Source organism: Clostridioides sp. ES-S-0054-01 (assembly GCA_021561035.1).
Lineage (GTDB): Bacteria > Bacillota > Clostridia > Peptostreptococcales > Peptostreptococcaceae > Clostridioides.
Genome location: CP067346.1, coordinates 1065194 through 1087198 on the forward strand (window position 1 = coordinate 1065194; position 22005 = coordinate 1087198).

General features: G+C 28.6%; 20 protein-coding genes. 19 read left to right on the forward strand and 1 reads right to left on the reverse strand.

The window, feature by feature from the left end; translation table 11 throughout:
* Window positions 1-18: 18 nt before the first annotated feature.
* The 7 genes from JJC02_05180 (at window position 19) to JJC02_05210 (ending at window position 5661) form a co-directional block, all read left to right on the forward strand.
* A complete protein-coding gene (locus tag JJC02_05180; GenBank protein ID UDN55570.1) occupies window positions 19-1413 on the forward strand; it encodes an aminopeptidase in 1395 nt (464 codons plus the stop codon).
* A 239-nt stretch (window positions 1414-1652) separates the two neighbouring features.
* Window positions 1653-2405, forward strand: coding sequence for a GntR family transcriptional regulator (locus JJC02_05185; GenBank protein ID UDN55571.1), 753 nt, complete (start codon window positions 1653-1655; stop codon window positions 2403-2405).
* Window positions 2406-2429: 24 nt separating this feature from the next.
* On the forward strand, window positions 2430-2843 hold the full coding sequence (locus JJC02_05190) for a PTS mannose transporter subunit IIC (GenBank protein ID UDN55572.1): 414 nt from the start codon (window positions 2430-2432) through the stop codon (window positions 2841-2843).
* Between the two features lie 3 nt (window positions 2844-2846).
* A complete protein-coding gene (locus JJC02_05195; GenBank protein ID UDN55573.1) occupies window positions 2847-3590 on the forward strand; it encodes a membrane biogenesis protein in 744 nt (247 codons plus the stop codon).
* A complete protein-coding gene (locus JJC02_05200) occupies window positions 3590-4060 on the forward strand; it encodes a PTS sugar transporter subunit IIB (protein ID UDN55574.1) in 471 nt (156 codons plus the stop codon). The genes JJC02_05195 and JJC02_05200 overlap by 1 nt, the downstream gene beginning before the upstream one ends.
* Before the next feature lie 16 nt (window positions 4061-4076).
* Entirely contained in the window at window positions 4077-4835 is a 759-nt protein-coding gene (locus JJC02_05205) for a PTS sugar transporter subunit IIC (protein UDN55575.1), read from the forward strand.
* Entirely contained in the window at window positions 4819-5661 is an 843-nt protein-coding gene (locus JJC02_05210) for a PTS system mannose/fructose/sorbose family transporter subunit IID (protein ID UDN55576.1), read from the forward strand. Before JJC02_05205 ends, JJC02_05210 begins: the two co-directional genes overlap by 17 nt.
* A 158-nt stretch (window positions 5662-5819) precedes the next feature.
* On the opposite strand, the gene JJC02_05215 is transcribed toward JJC02_05210, so the two are convergent.
* On the reverse strand, window positions 5820-6725 hold the full coding sequence (locus JJC02_05215) for a LysR family transcriptional regulator (protein ID UDN55577.1): 906 nt from the start codon (window positions 6723-6725) through the stop codon (window positions 5820-5822).
* 362 nt (window positions 6726-7087) lie between these two features.
* Here JJC02_05215 and JJC02_05220 point away from each other — a divergent pair, with 362 nt between their 5' ends.
* The 12 genes from JJC02_05220 to JJC02_05275 all read left to right on the forward strand — a co-directional run bounded on the left by JJC02_05220 (window position 7088) and on the right by JJC02_05275 (window position 21995).
* Window positions 7088-7822, forward strand: a complete 735-nt coding sequence (locus tag JJC02_05220; GenBank protein UDN55578.1) for a hypothetical protein — start codon at window positions 7088-7090, stop codon at window positions 7820-7822.
* A 210-nt stretch (window positions 7823-8032) separates the two neighbouring features.
* On the forward strand, window positions 8033-9214 hold the full coding sequence (locus JJC02_05225; GenBank protein UDN55579.1) for a molybdopterin molybdotransferase MoeA: 1182 nt from the start codon (window positions 8033-8035) through the stop codon (window positions 9212-9214).
* Window positions 9198-9770 carry a molybdopterin-guanine dinucleotide biosynthesis protein B gene (mobB, locus tag JJC02_05230; protein ID UDN55580.1) on the forward strand — a complete coding sequence of 191 codons (573 nt, stop codon included), beginning with the start codon at window positions 9198-9200 and terminating at the stop codon, window positions 9768-9770. The genes JJC02_05225 and mobB overlap by 17 nt, the downstream gene beginning before the upstream one ends.
* 118 nt (window positions 9771-9888) lie before the next feature.
* On the forward strand, window positions 9889-10164 hold the full coding sequence (locus JJC02_05235) for a PTS sugar transporter subunit IIB (GenBank protein UDN55581.1): 276 nt from the start codon (window positions 9889-9891) through the stop codon (window positions 10162-10164).
* A gap of 241 nt (window positions 10165-10405) precedes the next feature.
* On the forward strand, window positions 10406-12106 hold the full coding sequence (locus JJC02_05240; GenBank protein UDN55582.1) for an ABC transporter ATP-binding protein: 1701 nt from the start codon (window positions 10406-10408) through the stop codon (window positions 12104-12106).
* A gap of 357 nt (window positions 12107-12463) precedes the next feature.
* Entirely contained in the window at window positions 12464-13651 is a 1188-nt protein-coding gene (locus JJC02_05245) for a hypothetical protein (protein ID UDN55583.1), read from the forward strand.
* A 60-nt stretch (window positions 13652-13711) separates the two neighbouring features.
* Complete coding sequence (locus JJC02_05250; GenBank protein ID UDN55584.1) at window positions 13712-14875, forward strand: amidohydrolase; 1164 nt, start codon at window positions 13712-13714, stop codon at window positions 14873-14875.
* Window positions 14876-15026: 151 nt separating this feature from the next.
* A complete protein-coding gene (gene zupT, locus JJC02_05255) occupies window positions 15027-15830 on the forward strand; it encodes a zinc transporter ZupT (GenBank protein UDN55585.1) in 804 nt (267 codons plus the stop codon).
* Between the two features lie 400 nt (window positions 15831-16230).
* A complete protein-coding gene (gene rgbR / locus JJC02_05260) occupies window positions 16231-16944 on the forward strand; it encodes a two-component system response regulator RgbR (protein ID UDN55586.1) in 714 nt (237 codons plus the stop codon).
* Window positions 16938-18317 (forward strand): GHKL domain-containing protein, encoded by a 1380-nt coding sequence (locus tag JJC02_05265; GenBank protein UDN55587.1) that lies wholly within the window; start codon window positions 16938-16940, stop codon window positions 18315-18317. Before rgbR ends, JJC02_05265 begins: the two co-directional genes overlap by 7 nt.
* A gap of 388 nt (window positions 18318-18705) precedes the next feature.
* The gene (locus JJC02_05270; protein ID UDN55588.1) at window positions 18706-21078 is read left to right on the forward strand and encodes a formate C-acetyltransferase/glycerol dehydratase family glycyl radical enzyme; all 2373 of its coding nucleotides are present in this window, start codon (window positions 18706-18708) and stop codon (window positions 21076-21078) included.
* A 14-nt stretch (window positions 21079-21092) separates the two neighbouring features.
* Entirely contained in the window at window positions 21093-21995 is a 903-nt protein-coding gene (locus tag JJC02_05275) for a glycyl-radical enzyme activating protein (GenBank protein UDN55589.1), read from the forward strand.
* Window positions 21996-22005 lie beyond the last annotated feature (10 nt).

A 22005-nucleotide genomic window follows, 5' to 3' on the forward strand; every position in this document is an offset into this window, starting at 1 on the left:
ACTTAGTAGGAGGAAAATATGAGTTTAAAATATGAATTTAAGAATGCATGGGATGTTGAAAGAAAAGAAAATACTACTGAACAAATTATGCAATATTCTCGTGATTATATGGATTTTTTAAGTAAGTCAAAGACTGAAAGGCTTTCAGTAAAAGAAATTATAAAATTGGCTAAAGAAAATAGTTATATTTCAATAGATGAAGCTATGGAAAAAGGAAGTATAAGTTGTGGTGACAAGATTTATGTTATAAATAAAGAAAAAGCAGTAGCACTTTTTGTAATAGGTAAAAATTATATAGAAAAGGGTATGAAGATTATAGGAAGTCATATAGATTCACCAAGATTAGATTTAAAACCAAATCCGCTGTATCAAGAGGGTAATCTAGGCTTTTTTAAGACTCATTATTATGGTGGAATAAAAAAATATCAGTGGACAGCTGTTCCACTTGCTTTACATGGTATAGTTATACTAAATGATGGAACAAAAGTTGATATATCTATTGGGGAAGAAGATAATGACCCAGTATTTTGTGTAACTGATTTATTGATTCATTTAGCTGGAGACCAAATGCAAAAGAAACTATCTGAAGGAATTAGTGGTGAAGCTCTAAATATATTGATTGGTAATATTCCTTTAGATGATGAAGAAAAAGAGCCTATAACAGCAAATATATTAAAGATTTTAAATGAGAAGTACGGTATAGTTGAAGAAGATTTATTAAGTGCTGAAATTGAAGTAGTTCCGGCTGGTAAAGCAAGAGATTTAGGATTTGATAGGTCAATGGTGTTGGGATATGGGCATGATGATAGAGTATGTTCATACGCTGCTGTAAAAGCTATACTAGAAACTGAACAACCAGAATTTACCTCAGTTGCATTATGTGTAGATAAAGAAGAAATTGGTTCTAAAGGTAATACAGGTATGCACTCAAAGTTTTTTGAAAATACTGTGGCTGAACTAATTGCTTTAGAAGGAGATTATTGTGATATTAAAGTAAGAAGGGCTTTAGCAAATAGTAAGGTACTATCAGCTGATGTTTCTGCTGGATATGACCCAAATTTTGGAGAAGCATATGAAAAGAGAAATTCTGCATATATGGGAAATGGACTAGTCTTAACTAAGTATACAGGTTCAAGAGGAAAGAGTGGATGTAATGATGCTAATGCTGAATTTATGTCAGAAGTAAAAAGAATTTTTAATAAAGGAAATGTAGTATGGCAAACTGCTGAACTTGGAAAGGTAGACCAAGGAGGAGGCGGAACTATAGCCCATATATTAGCAAATCAAGGTGCAGAGGTTATAGATTGTGGTGTTGGAGTTTTAAATATGCATGCACCACATGAGATTGTCTCTAAAGTAGATATATATGAAATGTATAAGGGATATAAGGCATTTTTTAATATCAATTTATAAATAAAAATATAAGCGTAATAAGTGAACAAAGACTGTTGTATAAACAATTTAACCTGTTATACAACAGTCTTATTTTTTTGTGAAAATAGCAACCTATCATACTGGAGAAAATAAAAGAAAATACTGTCAAATTAAAAATTATTTTAAAAAAAATTGACAACGATTTCATCTTGTTATAATATGTAATAAAGAACTTGTTATATAATGTTATAAAAATGTTACATAGGGAGGTGAGCAAAATGGATGAAAAGAAACAAAAAAAAGAAATGGATTTAGAAGTAAATTCCTTTGTTCCTTTATATCAACAACTATATGACAACATAAAAAAACAGATAGCATCTGGTATATATAAACCAGGAGATAAACTTCCCTCTGAAGGAGACTTATGCAAAGAATTTAATATAAGTCGTATAACTGTGAGAAATGCACTTAATGAACTTGTGAAAGAAGATATATTATGTAAAAAACGTGGTAAAGGAACTTATGTAACAATACCAGAGAGAATAGAAGCAACATGTGCAGGAAATAGTTTTACTAATTCTTGTCATCGTATTAATGCAAAACCAAGTACTAAAATAATCTCTGTTTTAATAAAAAAAGCTGATAAGCAAGTGGCTGAAGCTTTAAGTATTGAACTAGAAGAGAAGGTAATATGTATTAAAAGACTTAGATTAATAGATGAAGTACCTGTTATCTTTGAAGTTGACTATTTTAGAATCGATTACATGTTTTTATTAAAAGAAGAACTAGAAGATAAGTCTTTAATGGAAGTTATATCTAATAATATAAGTACATTACCTAAGCGTGTAGAAAATATATTTGAAGTGAAACATTCAACCAAAGAATATTCTGACCATCTTAAATGTGCAAGTAACATGCCACTATTGAAAGTAAGACAATCAGTGTATACAGAAAATAATGATGTTTTATATTACAATGAACAATTTATAAGAAGTGATAAGTACAAATATGCAGTGTCAGCAGAAATATAATCTATATTTAATAGGAGGACAGGTATGAGAAAGATAATATTGGCATCTCATGGAGACTTTTCAAAAGGACTTTTAGATTCAGTAAAAATGATAGTAGGAGATTTAGCAGATTGTGTTAGTTCGTATGGTTTGTATCCTGGGCAAAGTGCTTCAGATTTTGCTTTAGAATTAGAAAAAACAATATTAGAAAATAAAGAATGTGAATATATAATTTTATCTGATTTATATGGGGCGAGTGTATGTACAGCAATGTTAAGATTAACCAATTTACATAATGTTAAGTTATTTTCTGGAATGAATTTGAATATGGTATTAGAACTTCTTACAAGCTTTTCTGATGCATTAACAGTTGAAGATATGGACCAGTTAGTGGAAGAAGCTAGAAGGGGAATACAAAGTGTGACGTTACAAATTAAAGAAGAAGAAGAGGTATTTTAGTTTATGGAAAAAAAGGGAATATTATCAGTATTTAAAAATAAAAAGCCGATTATAGCAATGATACACTTAAAAGGAGATACTCCGGAAGATATCTTTGAAAGAGCTAAAAAAGAGATTACAATTTTTGAGGAAAATGGTGTAGATGGGATAATGCTAGAAAATTACTATGGTAATTACTATGATTTAGAAAGAATACTTGAGTATGTATCAAAAGCTAATTTGTCAATACCATATGGAGTAAACTGCTTAAATGTTGATACTATGGGATTTGAACTGGCAACAAAATATAATGCTAGCTATATACAAGTTGATTCTGTAGTAGGTCATGTTAAACCTAGAGATGAGGCTACTTTAGAAGAATTTTTTAAATTACAGCGTTCAAAATGCCCAGCGTATTTAATTGGAGGTGTACGTTTTAAATACCAACCAGTATTATCAGAAAATAATATTGAAGAAGATTTAAAAATAGGGATGACAAGATGTGATGCTATAGCAGTTACAGAAAACGCTACAGGGCAAGAAACATCAATGGAAAAAATAGAACTGTTTCGTAAAAATCTAGGGGATTTCCCACTAGTTATAGCTGCTGGAGTTACATTAGAAAATGCCAAAAAACAGCTTGAACTAGGAGATATGGCAATAATAGGAAGTTACTTTAAAGATAATTACAAAGATTTTGGGGATGTTAGTGTAAAACACGTGAAAACATTCATGGATGAAATAAAAAAAATTAGGGAGGAATTATAATGATTAAATTAGTAAGAGTAGACCACAGACTTATACATGGACAAGTAGCATTTACATGGACAAAGTTTTTAAGTACAGACTGTATATTGATAGCAAGTGATAAACTATTAAAGGATGAATTAAGAATGGCAGGGCTTAGAATGGCTAAACCATCTAATGTTAAGCTTGTAATGAAAAGCATAGCAGATTCTATAAAAGCACTTAACTCAGGTGTTACTGATAAATATAATTTATTGATACTTTGTGAATCTGTAGAAGATGTTTATAGACTAGCTAAAGAGGTAAAAGCTATTAAATCTATAAACCTTGGCGGAACAAAATCAGATGATAATCGTGAAAACATATCTAAGGCAGTGCATGTATCAAAAGATGATATAAATATGATTAAAGAATTAGATTCAGAAGGCGTAAATGTATTTGTACAGTTGGTTCCTGATGATGATGTTACGAATGTAATGAAATTAATATAATTTTAGGGGGATGAAAATGGAATTTACACAAGTTATTTTGATAACTCTAATTGCATTCTTTGCATATATGCATTGTTTTGTAGGTTCTACAATGCATAATAGACCTATAGTTGTTGCACCACTTGTTGGTTTAGCACTAGGTAATTTATACACAGGTATAGTAATAGGTTCAACATTAGAATTAGTGTTTATGGGTGCATTTCCTGTTGGAGCAAGTAATCCTCCTGATTTTGTATCTGGTTCTATTATTGCAACAGCATTTGTAATATTAACTGGTCAAGATGTATCAGCAGCAGTTGTCCTTGCAGTTCCTATAGCAACTCTAGTATTGCTTATAGATAACTTCTTAATGACAGTAGTACTTACATGGGGGGCTCATCTTGCTGACCGTTATGCAGAAGAAGGGAATATTGAAGGTGTAGAGCGTGTGCAATTATTATTTGGTATAGGAAATAAATTAATATTAGCAATAATAGTAGGTATAGGATTTTCATTAGGTGTTCCAGTAATAGAAAAAATACTTTCATTTATACCATCATATGTAACTCATGGAATGGATGTTGCAGCAGGTGTGATACCAGCAATAGGTTTTGCTATGCTAGCTAGAATGATGCTTAATAAGAAAACAGTAGCATTTTTATTATTAGGATTTATATTGGTTGCTTATCTAAATATAACAGTAACAGGAGTTGCATTATTTGGATTAGCAATAGCTTTAATATATGTTAACTTTGTAGGAGAGAAGGAGGTAGTAGTAGATGACAACGAATTCTAAGAAGTTAGAGACAATTTCACCAGACAGTAAAATAACTAGGAAAGACTTTTGGAAATGTTTTAGAAGGTCATTGACATTAGATTCATCTTGGAACTATGAACGTATGCAAAATATAGCATATGCATATATGATGGCACCAATAATCCGTAGATTGTATAAAGATGATAAAGAAAAAAAATCTAAGGCTTTAAAAAGACATCTAGAATTTATGTCAGTTACTCCCCATATAAGTACTCTTTTGGTAGGTATATCTGGAGCTATGGAAGAAGAGAATTCAAAGAATAAAGAATTTGATGCAAACAGTATAAATGCTGTTAAATCGAGCTTAATGGGGCCAGTTTCTGGAATAGGAGATTCGTTTTTCTGGGGAACATTAAAGCTTATAGCAGCTGGGGTTGGTATAGCTTTAGCTTCTCAGGGTAATATAATGGGACCGATTTTATTTCTTTTAATAATAAATGTTCCTCATTTTATTATTCGTTATATATGTCTAGATAAAGGATTTAAATATGGAACTCAATTCTTTAAAGATGTGAGTGGTTCAAATGTAGTTTCAAAAGTTATGGAAGCAGCCTCAATGCTAGGTCTTATGGTAATTGGAGGAATGACTGCATCTAATGTAATGTTAAAACTTAGTGTTAATGTAGGTCGTGGAGAATGGGCAGAGCCTATTCAAACTTACCTAGACCAAATAATGCCATGTATGCTTCCAGCTATGATATTCGGTATTATGTATTGGCTATTAGGAAAAAAGGTAAAGACAACTACAATACTAATTTCAGTTATGATTATTTGTATAGTATTAGCTGCTATTGGAGTAGTATAAATAAAAAAATCCCAAGTTCATTTGAACGAGGGATTTTTTAACTAAACTAAATAAAAAAGAAAGATGCCTCATAATAATTTATAAGTATTTATGTGACAGTTCTAATTATATTATTAATTAGTCATAAACCTAAAATTGAGCGTTATTTATTAAAATTATTATATTATAATTTCGAAATACTCACATAATCTGTTTAGAAATTTATCTTCTAGTGGGGAAAAAGTTTTCTTTTTAGAGTAAATAAAGAAAAATTTTCTAGTAAAATCAACATCTTTTATTTTATAGCATTTTATTTTGCCTGAATTGAGATAATCAATAGCTGAAATGTACGATATAAAGGATACGCCAAGACCTAATCTGACCATTTCTTTAATAGCTTCATTTGATTCTACATGAGCTATTACATTTAATTTATTTACTGGAAAGTTATTTTTATTAAGTGTGCTTAGTATTAAGTTTCTTGTACCCGACCCTTCTTTTCTCATAATAAAATTTAGATAAGCCAATTCTCCTATATCGATGTAATTATTTTTATTATCAATTTTAAAATCTGAAGGAGTGATAAGAACAAGTTCATCATCTAATAAGTCTAGGTACTCTATTTGAGGATTATTGATTTTAGAACCAACTAATCCAAAGCTTATTCGTTCATTTAAAATTTCTGATATAGCATATTGAGAATCATAATGGCTTATAGAAAATTTTACATCTGGGTAACTCATAGAAAAACTCTTCATAAAATCAGGTAAAATGTAAGTTTCAGGTATAGAACTACATGCTATATCTATAATACCTTCTATTTTTCCTGAATATTCTTTTATATCATAAATTGCACGTTTGCAGTTGTTTAATATGTATATAGCATGTTCATAAAGAATTTCACCAGATTTTGTGAGTGTAATAACTTTGTTGTTTCTATTTATAAGTACAGTTTCTAATTCTCTTTCTAAGTTTTGTATGTGTGCACTTACAGTAGGTTGAGTTAAAAAAAGTTCTCTTGCGGCTTTTGAAAAACTCTGATGTTTTGCAACAGCAACAAATACTTCAAGTTGTTTAAAATCCATTACTTAATCCTCCTTAAATTATCTAAAACTATTATAACATATTTGATAAATTAATAGGTAAAGGTGATTTTTAAAATAGAAAACCTTTAAATATTCATGGAGTTTTTGATTGTTTAGGAATAATTTGGTATAATGTTATAAGGATACTTACAATAAAAATATCACAAATTGAATTTTCAAAATTCAACTTTAAAATATGTTTTATTACAGAAAAATTACAAATAGCTTCTTAATCTTATTAAATTCAAATAAATATTATATAATTATTTTATAAAATAATAAATATAATTATTGAAAAAAAAGATAATCATACAGTGAGATATAGATAAATATTATAAAATTTAAGAAAGGAGGATTGATTTATGAAGTTAAAAAGGTCATTAGTTTGTGTAACCATTTTAGGTATTATACTTGTTGGATGTCATAAAGAAAATGCTAAAGAGAAAACTCAAGTAGCAAGTAAAGCAACACAGCAAAAAACTATGACAAAAGTTCAAAATGATGTTAATGAAATTATGAATAAAGATTATAAGTATATTATAAAGAATATGGGTATTCCCTATAATACATTTTATTATATAAAACCTAAAGTTTTAAAAGAATCAAATACAATGCAGGATATAAACACATCAAGTTATATGACATTAGTCTATCCCAAATATACTGGAAATAATGAACTAGATGGAAGTGCTTTATATATTGATATTAATGAAAATAAAGTTGTCAATGTTGAAACTAATTCTTTCTCATTACAGAGCATAATAGCCATTGATACTGAATCTAGTATTACGATTGAAAAAAGTGACCATGAAAAATCGGCTGTATCACTAGAAAACTTTAGACGTATTGACTTAGGAGAGTATGTTGGAGTTGAAGAGTCTAGAATAAATGAAATTGTAGGAGATGCGAAGTATGATTTAACAGCATATAATCATAAAGGTAGTAAAGTAGTTAGAAGCTATAGGTTGAAAGAAGATAATAAAATTTTAAAAAAAGAGGTACTTACAATAAGTATTGTGGATAACAAAATAAAATCTATAAAAACTATTGAAAGTGATAAAATTGTGAAAATAATAAAAGGAACTTTATTAGAATAAAATATTCTAAGGCATACGATGCTGTTTCAAGATAGAAGGAAATTTCTAGCTGGGAACAGTTTTTTTATTAGACTTATAAAATTTAAACTGCACTTATAGATAACTATTAGTTATAATTAAATATAAGATAAAATTATTTCCAACTTTTATAATCTATAATATATTACATAGAAATATCTTAAATAAAAAATATATTGGGGAGTATTTAAAATGATAGAATTAGAAGATGCCATAAAAATTATTGAAAAAAATGTTTTACCAATAAACAGGGTCAAAAGAGTAAATCTAATAGATGCAGTAAATAAAGTAGTTGCAGAAGATATATATTCAACAATTGATAGTCCTCCATTTGATGGGTCACCATATGATGGTTATGCATATAATGCAAATTCTGAAAATAGAAATTTAAAGGTTATAGGGGCTTTGTATGCAGGAGAAGTGTTTGACAGTGTATTAAATAAAAATGAAGCATTGAAGATAATGACTGGTGGAAAGATACCAAAGGGTGCAAACTGTGTAATAAAAAAAGAAGATGTAACGGTTATAGGTGATATGATAACTTTAAATGTAAAATTAAAGGAATACGATAATTACATATTTAAGGGTGAGGATATAAAAAAGGGACAATTGATTATTAATAAAAATCAGAATATAGGATATGATGGTATTGGGATATTAGCAAGTCTTGGAATATCCAAAGTAACTGTTTATGATGATTTAAAAGTTGGAATTTTGAATACAGGAACAGAGCTACAAGATATAAATGAGATTTTAGAGAATGGTAAGATATACGATAGCAATAGATATACCTTATATTCAAGACTATTAAAACTTGGGATACAAGCAGATACAATATGCAATTGTTCTGATGATATATTGGAGTTAGAAAAAAAGGTAAGGGATATGTTACAGAATGTAGATTTCTTAATTACCACAGGTGGTGTTTCTGTTGGAGATAAAGATTTAATTCCAGATGTATTCAAAAAAATAGGGGCAACAGAATTATTTTGGAAGATAAACATTAAACCTGGTGGTGCTTGTTATGTAGCTACATTGGGAGAAAAACTATTGTTTGGTCTTTCTGGCAATCCACATGCAGCAATCGTGGTATTTGATAATGTGGTAGTTCCTGTTATTGAGTATTTGACACATAAAAAAGGAATTCATTGTATAAAAGCTATATTTAGAGGAGAATTTAATAAACTTTCAAATAAAGATAGATTTGTAAGTGGAAAACTATATACAAGTGAAGGTAAATTGTATGTAGAGCTAAATGATAAGAAAGATGCCAAAGCGAGATTATCTGCAACTCTAAGAAGTAATTGTATGATTAAGATTAAAAAGAATGAAACAATAAAAGAAAATCAATTGGTAGATGTTGTTATTAGATAGTTTTATGAAAGGACACAATTTTATGTATAATATATTGTCAGTTGTCTCCTATTCAGGAGTAGGTAAAACTACGTTGATTGAAGGCATAATAAAAGAATTAAATAAAAAAGGGTATCGTGTTGGAGTTATTAAACATACATGTCACGATTTCGATATGGATGAGGAAGGAAAAGATACTTACAAACATAGAAAATCTGGGGCAAGAAAAGTCTGTATAATATCAGATAAACGAGTAGCATATATTGAAGAACTAAAAGATAAGAATCCATTATATAAAATGATTAAATTATATGAAGATATGGACTTAATTATCGTAGAAGGATATAAAAACTATAGGTTTAAAAGATTGGAAGTAACTAGAAAAGATAAATATGAGGATATTTTATCTAATAAGTCTGATTTAATAGGTATTGTCAGTGATATAGAATATAACTTGAATATTGAACAGTTTGATTTAAATGACTATAAAAATATATCAAAGTACATAGAGTCTTGTATAAAAAATGATATTTTAAGTGTAAGTAATGTTGAAATAAGGAACATACTAAAAGAATAATTTTAAGATGTTCTTTTTATATAAAATGATATAATTATTTATATAAATAAAGATATGAGAAATTCATCAGTTGTATTTTGAATTATAAAATGTTGAAGAAATTGTAGGAGGACAAGATATGAAAAAAATATTGGTAGCATGTGGAGCAGGAATCGCAACATCAACAATAGTTTGTGACAGAGTAGAAAGATTGGTTAAAGAAAATAATATACAAGCAGAAGTTGTACAATGTAAAGTCGCTGAATGTGTAACAAAACAAGAAGGTGCTGATTTAATAGTATCCACTACTATACTACCGACAACTTATGATATACCTTCAATAAAGGCAACAGGATATATAACAGGTATAAATACGACAGCATTAGATAAAAAGATATTGAATGCATTGAAATAGTTTTGTATTTATTAAAAGAATTTAGTATTAAATATAGAGTTGTATCTTTATAAAATTTTATTTATATAGATATAACTCTTTTTATGTTGTTTCAAGCACACAACCATATTATATAAATCTTCAATTTTATGAAAAATATTGTTTTAATTTATAAGTTTATAAAAGATTTAAAGTTATTGTTATGTTATACTAATTTATGGGTATTTTTTAGAAGTACTAATAAAGGAGGGGTTTAACATTTATGATAAAACAATTTGTCAAATATTATAAGCCATATAAGAAAATTTTTACACTAGACCTTATAGCAGCTTTTTTATTTTCCTTATGTGATTTAGTTTATCCTATGATAACTAGAAATATAATGGATGACGTTGTTCCAAATAAAAACTTAAGAATGTTAGTAGTTTTTGCAGTAGCACTTATACTTATATTTATAGCAAAAGCAGGGCTTAACTATTTTATGCAGTATTGGGGACATGTTATTGGTGTGGATATGCAAGCCGATATGAGAAATGAAGTATTTACACACTTACAAAGACTTCCAAATACGTATTTTGATAATAACAAATCTGGAGTAACTATGTCTAGAATAGTAAATGACTTAATGGATATAACAGAACTTGCACATCATGGACCTGAAGATTTATTTATTTCTATAGTAATGTTGCTTGGTTCATTCTTTATACTTATAGATATAAATATTCCTCTTACCCTTATAATATTTGCTATATTACCATTTATAATTTGGTTTGCAATAGCTAAAAAAGATAAGATGAATATAGCTTTTATGAAAAGTAGGGTTACTATAGGTGATGTAAATGCTACTTTAGAAAATAGTATAGCAGGTATGAAGGTAACTAAGTCTTTTTGTACTGAGAAAGAAGAATTAAATAAGTTTGTAAGAAGCAATAAATTATTTAGAAGAGCAAGACAAGATTCTTATAAAGTAATGGCAGAATACTATTCTGGTATGAATTTATACATGGACACCTTAGAGTGGGTAGCTGTCATAGCTGGTGGTTACTTTACCTATATAGGAAAAATTACTTTGGGTGATTTTGCTGCTTATATACTATATGTAAAAATGTTTATACAACCTATGAAAAAATTAATAAACTTTACAGAACAATATCAAAATGGTATGACAGGTTTTAAAAGATTTATAGAGATAATGGAACAAGACCATCAAAAAGAAGCTAAAAATCCTATTGAACTTGAAAATGTAAAAGGTGATATTGAGATAGAAAATATATCTTTCACATATGAAGATAAGACTCAAGTTTTAGATAATTTGAGTTTATCTATAAAAGCTGGTAAGACTATAGCATTAGTTGGACCTTCTGGAGGAGGAAAGACTACATTATGTAACCTATTGCCAAGATTTTATGAATTTGATAAGGGTGATATAAAAATTGATGGAAAGAGTATAAGAGATGTCAGTTTAAAATCATTGAGAAAAAATATAGGTATAGTTCAACAGGATGTGTTTTTATTTACAGGAACTATAAGAGATAATATTCTTTGTGGAAACCCTAATGCTACAGATGAAGAAATGATAGCTGCTGCTAAAAAAGCTAGGATACATGACTTTGTAGAGACTTTGCCAGATGGATATGATACTTATATAGGAGAAAGAGGAGTAAAATTATCGGGTGGACAAAAACAAAGAATTTCAATTTCAAGAATCTTTTTAAAGAATCCTCCAATAATAATATTGGATGAGGCTACATCTGCTTTGGACAATGTAACAGAAAGAGAAATTCAAGAGTCTTTAGAAGAATTAAGTAAAGATAGAACAAATTTAGTTGTTGCACATAGATTGACTACTATAAAAAATGCTGACGAAATCATAGTGTTGACGGATAAAGGAATTGAAGAAAGAGGCACTCATGAAGAGTTGGTAAATAAAAATGGAGTATATAGTAGGTTACACAATAACTAGTATATAAATTTTACACTATAGCTAATATACCTATTAAATTTACAAACATAGAATATGTTAAGATTCATAAAGCCAATTCATTTTATAGAGGTGTTTTATGAATAAAATGTATTCTATGTTTTATTTTTTGCAAATTACATTTAATTCTTTATATAAGGATAGAGTTAAATAGCCAATGATTAGGATAACGTTTTTATAAAAAGAATAATTTAGAAAACTAACTTTAATTTATCGAATTTATGAAATTTTGTGAAAAAAATCGAATTTTGACTTGAAATGTTTTTCAAAAGTAGTAAAATAATGGATAACTATACATACATTTTATAAAAATATATTTATTATGAGGGGGGATTTTGTATGGAGGCAATAACAGCTTTTTGTTTAGTTTTAGTATCACTGACGATAGGAGACGTAGTTTCAGCAAAAACTAAAGCTTTTGTTCCATCAGTTTTTGTATCAGCAATTATATTTATAGTAGGATTTTGGACTTTTTTCCCAGAAAATATTGTAGATTTAGCCGCTTTAGGAACACCATTAGCTCAGTTGGGAATGCTTTTATTAATAACACATATGGGAACTATGATGAGTATTAAAGAATTAGCAGGTCAATGGAAAACAATTGTAATAGCTCTAGCAGGAATCGCAGGAGTATGTATAGGAGCTTTAGCATTAGGTACATTAGTATTTGGATGGGATACAGCAGTAATAGCTACACCACCTCTTACTGGAGGGCTAGTTGCATCTATAATGATGGCAGATGCAGCTACAGCAAAAGGTCTTGCAAGTTTGGCAGTACTTGCAATTTTAATGTATGTTGCACAAGGATTTGCAGGCTATCCTATTACAGCATTAATGCTTAAAAAAGAAGGAAAAAGACTTTTATCAGATTTTAGAAGTGGAAAAGTAACAGCAAATAAGGTTGAAGAAAAAGTTGAGGATTTACCTGAACAAAAAAGTAGATTTAAGATAATTCCAGACTTACCTGAAAAGTATGATACAACATATATGATAATACTTAGATTAGGATTTGTAGCATGGTTAGCAGTACAATTTACAAATCTTACAAATGAAGTCGTATCAAGATATGTTATATGTTTAATATTTGGTGTAATAGCATCAGAACTTGGAATAGTTGATAGAAAACCGCTTAATAAGTCTGGTTCATTTGGATGGTTAATGACATCATTGATGGCTTTTATATTTGCAGGGTTAGCAAAAGCTACACCAACAATGCTTGCTGAAATGGCAGTTCCTCTTGTAGGAATCATAATATTTGGTGTAATAGGTATGGGAATTTTCTCTATTATAGCAGGAAAGCTTTTAGGTGAAAGTAAAGAAATGGCTTTTTCAGTTTCACTTACAGCACTTTATGGTTTCCCACCAAACTATATATTAACTGAAGAAGCAGTAAAGGCTCTGGCTGAAACACCAGAAGAAAAAGAATTTTTAATGGATAAAATGCTTCCAAAGATGCTTGTTGGAGGATTTACTACAGTTACAATAGCATCTGTAGTAATAGCAGGTATCTTTGTAAATCTAATATAGTATTTAAATGATAAAAAGTATTTTAAATAAGAAGAATATGAACTACTTGGAGGTCTGGGAATGAATATTAAAGAAATAACAAAAAGTTATAAAGACTATGTAATTAAGCTTAGAAGGGAATTTCATGAAAATCCTGAGAAAAGTATGGAAGAAGTTAGAACATCAAAGAGAGTTAAAGAAGAACTTGATAAAATAGGGATACCATATGTGTCAGCTGGAGGTACAGGTGTAATTGCAACTATAAAAGGAGCTAATCCAGGAAAGACTGTAGCACTTAGAGGTGATATGGATGCACTACAGGTTGTTGAATGTACTGATGTAGAATATAAATCAAAAAATGAAGGACTTATGCATGCTTGTGGTCATGATGGTCACACATCAATGCTTCTAGGAGCAGCAAAAGTGTTAAATGATATTAAAGATAGTATTAATGGAACTGTAAAATTATTTTTTCAGCCAGGAGAAGAAGTTGGTAAAGGTGCAAGAGCTATGATTAAAGATGGTGCTATGGAAGGTGTAGATGGTGTATTTGGAATACATCTTTGGACTGATGTAGAATCTGGGACTATATCAGTAGAAGAGGGTCCAAGAATGGCTTCTGCCGATTTCTTTAAAATTACTGTAAAGGGTAAAGGTGGTCATGGTTCACTTCCTCACCAAGGTGTTGATGCAGTGCTTGCAAGTTCAGCAATAGTTATGAACCTGCAATCTATGGTTAGTAGAGAAGTAAGTCCTCTAGAGCCATTAGTTGTGAGTGTTGGAGTTTTAAATTCTGGAACTAGATTTAATGTAATCGTTAGTGAAGCTGTTTTAGAAGGTACAATAAGACTATTTAATCCGGAGCTTAGAAAGCAAATTCCTGGAATTTTAGAACGTATAGCAAAATCTACAGCAGAAGCATATAGAGCAGAAGCAGAATTAGAGTATGGGTATTTGACACCAGCAGTTATAAATGACAAAGAATGTTCAAAGATAGCTACAGATGCAGCAGTTAAGTTATTTGGAGAAGAATGTATAACACTATTTGAAAAAGTAACAGGAGCAGAAGATTTAGCTGAGTTTATGAACATAGCACCTGGTGCATTAGCATTTGTAGGAGCTAGAAATGAGTCAAAAGGTGCTTGTTATCCTCATCATCATGGATGCTTTAATATAGATGAAGATGCTTTAGAAATTGGAACTGCTTTATATGTTCAATATGCAGTGGATTTTCTGAATAAATAATTTTAATATACTATTAAGAAAAAGCAGAGACTAAGTTTATATCTCTGTTTTTTTATTGTGTATATTTTTTATAAATATTGACCATATAAAATATATATGATAGCATGAAAGAAAATAATAATCAATATTGATTGAAAAGAAGGTGATTTATTTGAATAATGTAGTATTTGCATTTTTGATAACATTATTGGCTGGTTTATCTACTGGTATAGGAAGTTGTATAGCATTTTTTGCTAAAAAAACAAATACTAAGTTTCTTTCTATAAGTTTAGGATTTTCTGCTGGTGTTATGATTTATGTGTCTATGATAGAAATTTTTCCTAAAGCACAAGATGCTTTGACAAAATCTATGGGAGAGAAATTGGGAAGCTGGTCAACTGTAATAGCCTTTTTTATAGGCATGGTTATCATTGCTATTATTGATAAGTTGATTCCTCAAGAAGAAAATCCACATGAGATAAAGAAAATGGAAAATATACAAGAAAAGAATATTAAAAAAAATAAATCTCTTTTGAGGACAGGTATATTTACAGCAATGGCTATAGCAATTCATAATTTTCCTGAAGGATTAGCTACATTTATATCAGCTCTTGATGATGTTACAATAGCTATTCCGATAGCCGTAGCCATTGCTATACACAATATACCAGAAGGTATATCTGTATCTGTACCAGTTTATTATGCTACAGGAGATAAGAAGAAAGCTTTTTACTATTCTTTTTTATCTGGTATGTCTGAGCCTCTAGGAGCAATTATTGGATATGCACTTCTCAGAAATTTTTTAAACGATTTAACTCTTGGAATTATATTTGCAATTGTAGGAGGAATTATGGTATTTATATCACTAGATGAATTATTACCGTCAGCTAGAGAATATGGTGAACATCATTTATCGATTTATGGATTGATTGCAGGAATGGGAGTTATGGCTATTAGTTTACTACTATTTAAATAGATTTTTAAGCTATTTAAAAACATCATTTTGGAGAGTGAGTATTATGGAAAAGAAAATAAAGTTCAAATTTGACTGGTATAGCTCATCTGATAAGATAGAGAAATGGCTAGAAGATTAATGTATTATTTAAAGCTTAGAAAGTTTAAATAAATAAAAGAAGGTGTCCTAAAATTATTTTTTAAATATTTTAAGACACCTTCTTTTATCAGTAAGTACTGTTTTTAATTATAGTAATTTCTGTCTTTAAATTGACATATCAAAATAACAGTTATATGGGATTGAGTATTGATAAAAATAATTTGAAAATGTTATTATGAAGTATCAGATATACAAAATTATCTTTAAATATATTATAAATATTTTAATTGTATTAACTAGAAATTATATAAGGAGGTATTTTATGATTAAGATAGCAGTTTGTGAAGATGAAAAAGAAACACAACTTTTAATAGAAGATTACCTTGAGAATATATTAAAAAATATAAGTATAGAATATGAGATACAAAAGTATATATCTGGAGAAGAGTTACTGGAAAGTAATTTAAAAGATATAGATATATTACTTCTTGATATAAAAATGGAAAAACTAAATGGAATGGATACTGCAAGAAAGATTAGAGAAGTAGAAAATGAAATGGAAATAATATTTGTAACTTCATTAATAGATTATGTGCAAGAAGGATATGAGGTAAGAGCTTATAGGTATTTACTAAAGCCAATAGAGTTGGAAGAACTAAAAAAACATGTGCTAACTTGTATCAAAGATATTGAAATAAATAAGGAAAGTCATATTACAATAAAAAATAAGTCTAATACATATAAGATTTATTTAAATGAAATAAAATATATAGAAGTTCAAAAGAAAGATATGCTAATACACACAATAAATAAGAATTTTGATATAAGATATAGTTTAAGTAAAATAGAAAAAGAATTAAATCTATATAAATTTATAAGATGCCATAAAAGCTTTATAGTAAATCTAAGATATGTTGAAAATATAAAGCCTAATACTGTAATACTGGAAAGTGGAGAAGAAGTACCTATTAGTAGATATAGATATAAAGAAGTTAAGGAGAAATTTTTAAAATTTCTTGGTGATACAATATGTTAAATTTTATGACTGAGCTATTAGTAGTTTTATCTATATTTATACAGTTTTCTATAATGAAAGGAATTTTAATTTATAAAAAGGATGATGAAAAAAATGAAAAAATAGTATTTTATACTTTGTTGTTTCTGATTTATATTATAGTTCAAATAAGTAGATTATTTAATAGAGGAAATTACTTTAATAATATAAACTATTTATTTTCTATAGTAGAATTTATTGCTTGGGGAGGATACTATAATTATTTTTACAAGATGGGTTATATTAAGTATTCTGTTTTCTTTTATTTATTTAGTGTATATTATGAGTGTTTAGATACTGTTGTATATAGAATACTATTTTTTGTAATTACAGGTAATGTTGTTTCGGCTAAAGAATCCTTATTGGTACCTCGCTTAGAATCTATAAAAATTCAGATATATAGTAATTTAATAATTATTCTTATATATCTTATATTTAGTTTTTTTAGGCAGTCTATAAAATTACTTAGCCAAGATAAGAGAAACTATGTATATTTATTATTTGCCTTATTAGCTAATACAATGAATATGTTTGTAAATTTTATATTAAAAAATTTAGAACGGTTTGGGTCATTATATTCAGAAGGATATTATTTTGATAATTTTGTTAATCCAAAGTTGGTAGGTGCTAGTAGTATATTTCTTATACTATTGTTTAAAGAAATAATAAAAGAAAACAGATTAAAATCTCAAAATGAATTAATAAAAAATAAGTTAGATATGCAATATGCACATTATTTGAGTATTCAAGAATCTCATATGAGAGTTAAGAAACTTTATCATGATATAAATAACCACATTTGTTGTATAGATAATCTTAGAAATAATAGCAAAGAAATTGATGAATATGTTAACAATTTAAAAGATGAAATTAAAGAGTTTAAATATATTTATAATACAGGGAACATGATACTAGACATTATAATCAATGAAAAGAGTAAAATATGTGCAAAAAAGGTAATTAAATTTACTTGCTGTATAAATTTTTCAAAAGTAAATTTTGTAAAACCTATAGATGTATCGAGTATATTTTCCAATACTTTAGATAATGCAATAGAGGCATGTGACAAAATAATAGATGAAAGTAGTAATAAATATATTAGAATTAAAGGAACTATAACAAAGTCATTTTTTGTACTTAAATGTGAAAATAGTAAGGTAAATCATCTTACTTTCAAAAAAAATATACTGTTAACAGACAAAATGGATAAGTTTGTGCATGGAATAGGAATTCAGAGTATAAAATCTTCTTTACAAAAATATAATGGAGAATTATTATTTGAAGATAATAAGGATGAGTTTATACTGAATATATACATACCATTAAACCAAGGTACTGACAGTAGGGTCGATTAAGTTACTAGTCGGGGTACATATATTGATACAAAAAAATAAGGAACTTATAATTTTACTAATAGTAAGTTATAAGAATTTCATAAGAAGGTGATATGTATTGAATAATAAATTTTTAATATAAAGAGAATATAAACATATTACAGTGCAATAAGCAATCAAATCATTAATATACGATAAAAAACTATAACAATATAGAAATATATCATAGATAAATTTTTTAGGCTTTATAGATTTAACAAAGAAAGTATTAATATATAGGAGTTCAAGGTACATGAAAAAAATATAAGTTATTTTACTTCCATTTTATGCTAAAGGACAGTATAATATAATTAAAGTATGTTATAACATACAAAAATATAGTATATATTTATCCAAAGGGGGATTTTAAATGAGTCAAACTAATAGAATAGAAGCATTTAGACAAGAATATATTAATTCTAAACCTATGATATGTTGTGAAAGGGCTAGAATTTTTACAGAATCACACAAAAAAACTGAGGGAGAAGCTATATGTATAAGAAGAGCTAAAGCTTTTTTGGAGACATGTAAAGAGCTTCCTATAAAAATATTTGAAAATGAATTAATTGTAGGTACAGCAGGAAAATTTAGAAGAACAGGGATATTGACACCAGAGTTTTCTTGGCAATGGGTAGACAAAGAAATGGATACTTTTGATGAAAGAACTCAAGACCCATATGTAATATCAAAAGAACAAATAGAATTTATAAGAAAAGAAATATTTCCATATTGGAAGGGAAAATCTTTAGAAGAAGTTTTTTTAGCAAGAATTCCAGAAGATACAGCTAAGATATTGGTAGATACAGGAATAATAGATAATGATTCTAAGTGGAGACAGGCAGTAGGCGAGGTAACACCAGATTATCAAGATGTACTGTTTGTAAAAGGATATAAAGGGATTAAAGAAGATTCAGATAAGAAAATAGAAGAATTAGATATATCGATTTCAGAAAATATTGAAAAAATAGACTTTTACAAATCTGTTTCTATAGTTGCAGAGGGGATTATGATACTGGCAAAAAGATATTCAAATCTTGCAAAACAGATGAGTGAACAAGAAATAGATGAAAAGAGAAAGTTAGAACTTATAAAAATTTCAGAGATATGTATGAATGTACCAGCAAATCCTCCAACCAATTTTTATGAAGCAATACAATTTGTATGGTTTGTTCAACTTGGTGGTATTCTATCAGAAAATCCATTGGCATTAAATTTAGGTAGATTTGACCAATATATGTATCCATATTATGAAAATGATGTTAAAGAAGGTAAAATAACTGAATCTGAAGCTCAAGAATTGATAGAAGCACTTTGGATTAAGTTATCAGAATGGGTATGGACTATATCAGCAAATACGGCAAATTATTTTGCAGGATATAATCAATTCCAAAATCTTACTGTCGGTGGTAAAAAGAGAAATGGTACTGATGGAACGAATGATATCTCATATATGTGTTTAAAGGCTACAGAAAGTGTAAAAACTCATCAACCAGGGTTAAGCGTTAGAGTAAGTCAGGGAGCACCAGATAATTTTGTTATGGCAGTTGCCAAATTGGTAAAACAAGGTACTGGTTTCCCTGCTATACACAGTGATGGTGCAGGGGCACAAATGTTATTACAAGATGGATATGATGCAGAAGATGCTAGAGATTGGAGTAACTGTGGTTGTGTAGTTCCTCATTTTAGAAAAACAGGACAATGGACTTCAGCCGTAAATATCAATTTTGCAGCAGCTTTAGAATATGCTATGAATGAAGGTAAGAGTAGACTAACTGGAGAAAAAATGGGGATAGATACAAAAAATATCACAGAATTTACTTCTTTTGAAGAACTTAAGGATGAGTTTTTAAAGCAATTAGCATATCTTGTAAAGAATTCTGTTATAGGAACTACTGTCGCTCAACAAATTCATAAAGAAATGGTACCAAGACCATTTTTATCTACTTGTGTAGATGGATGTTTGGATAAGGGGGTTGATTTAAGCAAAGGAGGCGCAAAATATAATATAGGACCTGTATTAACTGGTATAGGGTTAGGTGTGGTTTCAAACTCATTGGCAGCTATAAAAAAATTAGTGTTTGAAGATAAGGTTACTACATTAGAAGAATTAACAAAAGCACTAAATAATGATTGGGAAGGTTATGAAGAGTTAAGAAAACTTGCACTAGATGTTCCTAAGTATGGAAATGATAATGATTATGTAGACTCATTAGCAATTGAAGTTTCTGATTTTTATTATACTGAAACTAGAAAATACAAGGATATTTTTGGTTCTAAATTTAATAGTGCATTTATGGGAATATCAAACTATGTACCAACGGGAAAAATCGTAGGTGCAACTCCATGTGGAAGAAAAGCGACAAAACCTTTGACAGAGGGAGTTTCTCCATTTGTTGGTACTGATACAACAAGTCCACTAGCAGCTATGAAATCTGCATCAAAAATAAATCATGATGTTCATACTGGTGGAACACTTCTAAATTTAAGACTGAATCAAGATTTAGTAGAAACAGAAAGAGGGCTTAGAAATCTAACATCTATGGTGAAATCATACTTTGCTTTAGGAGGATTCCATGTACAATTTAATACAGTAGCAAATGATACTCTATTAAAGGCTCAAGAAAATCCAGAAGAATATAAAGATTTATTAGTGAGAGTTGCTGGATATAGTACTCAATTTGTTAATTTATCAAGAGAAATGCAAGATGCTATAATAGCTAGAAATTCACATAGTAATTTTTAATTATGAGGTAGATTATGAGCAAAAAAGGTAGAGTTGTAAAAGTACAACATTTTTCAGTAAATGATGGAGATGGAATAAGGACTACTATATTTTTAGAAGGATGTAAATTAAAATGTAAGTGGTGTTCTAATCCAGATTCGTGGAGTAATATAGTAAAGTTAGGTGTTATGAAGGATAAATGTGTATCTTGTAATAGATGTATAGATGTTTGTCATCAAAATATAAGTTCACTATTTGATAGAACTCAAATAAACAATAAATGTGATTTATGTGGAGAATGTGTCAAAGCATGTCTCAAAGATGCTATCTGTATAATGACTGAAGAAATGAGTGTTGAAGAAATAGTAACGGAAGTTGAAAAAGATTTTATATTTTTCTTTGAATCTAATGGAGGGGTAACTTTTTCTGGAGGTGAACCCACACTTCAGATTGATTTTTTAAGAGAATTAGTTGATGTCTTTTATGATAAAGGTATAAATATCGCAATTGAAACTTGCGGATATTTTGATTGGAATAAAGTAAATGATGTATTTGAGAAAATAGACCATATATTTGTAGATATAAAATCTATGGACGATAATATTCATAAAGAATATACAGGGGTAAGTAATAAAATTATATTAGATAATATATGTAGGCTTTCAAAGTTGAATAAATCTATGGTTATAAGAATACCAATTATCTATGGAGTAAATGATAGTGAAGATAATATAAGAAATACTGCATTATTTGTCAAACAGAATGTTCCAGGAGGAAAGATGGAATTGCTCCCATATCATAAATTTGGAATTGATAAATATAAGGCATTAGGACTTGAAGATTGTATATATGAATTTGATGAAATTTGTAACAATCATATGTTAAAATTAAAAGAGATAGTAGAGCTTACAGGAGTGAAAATAATAGAATACAAATAGCTATCAGGAG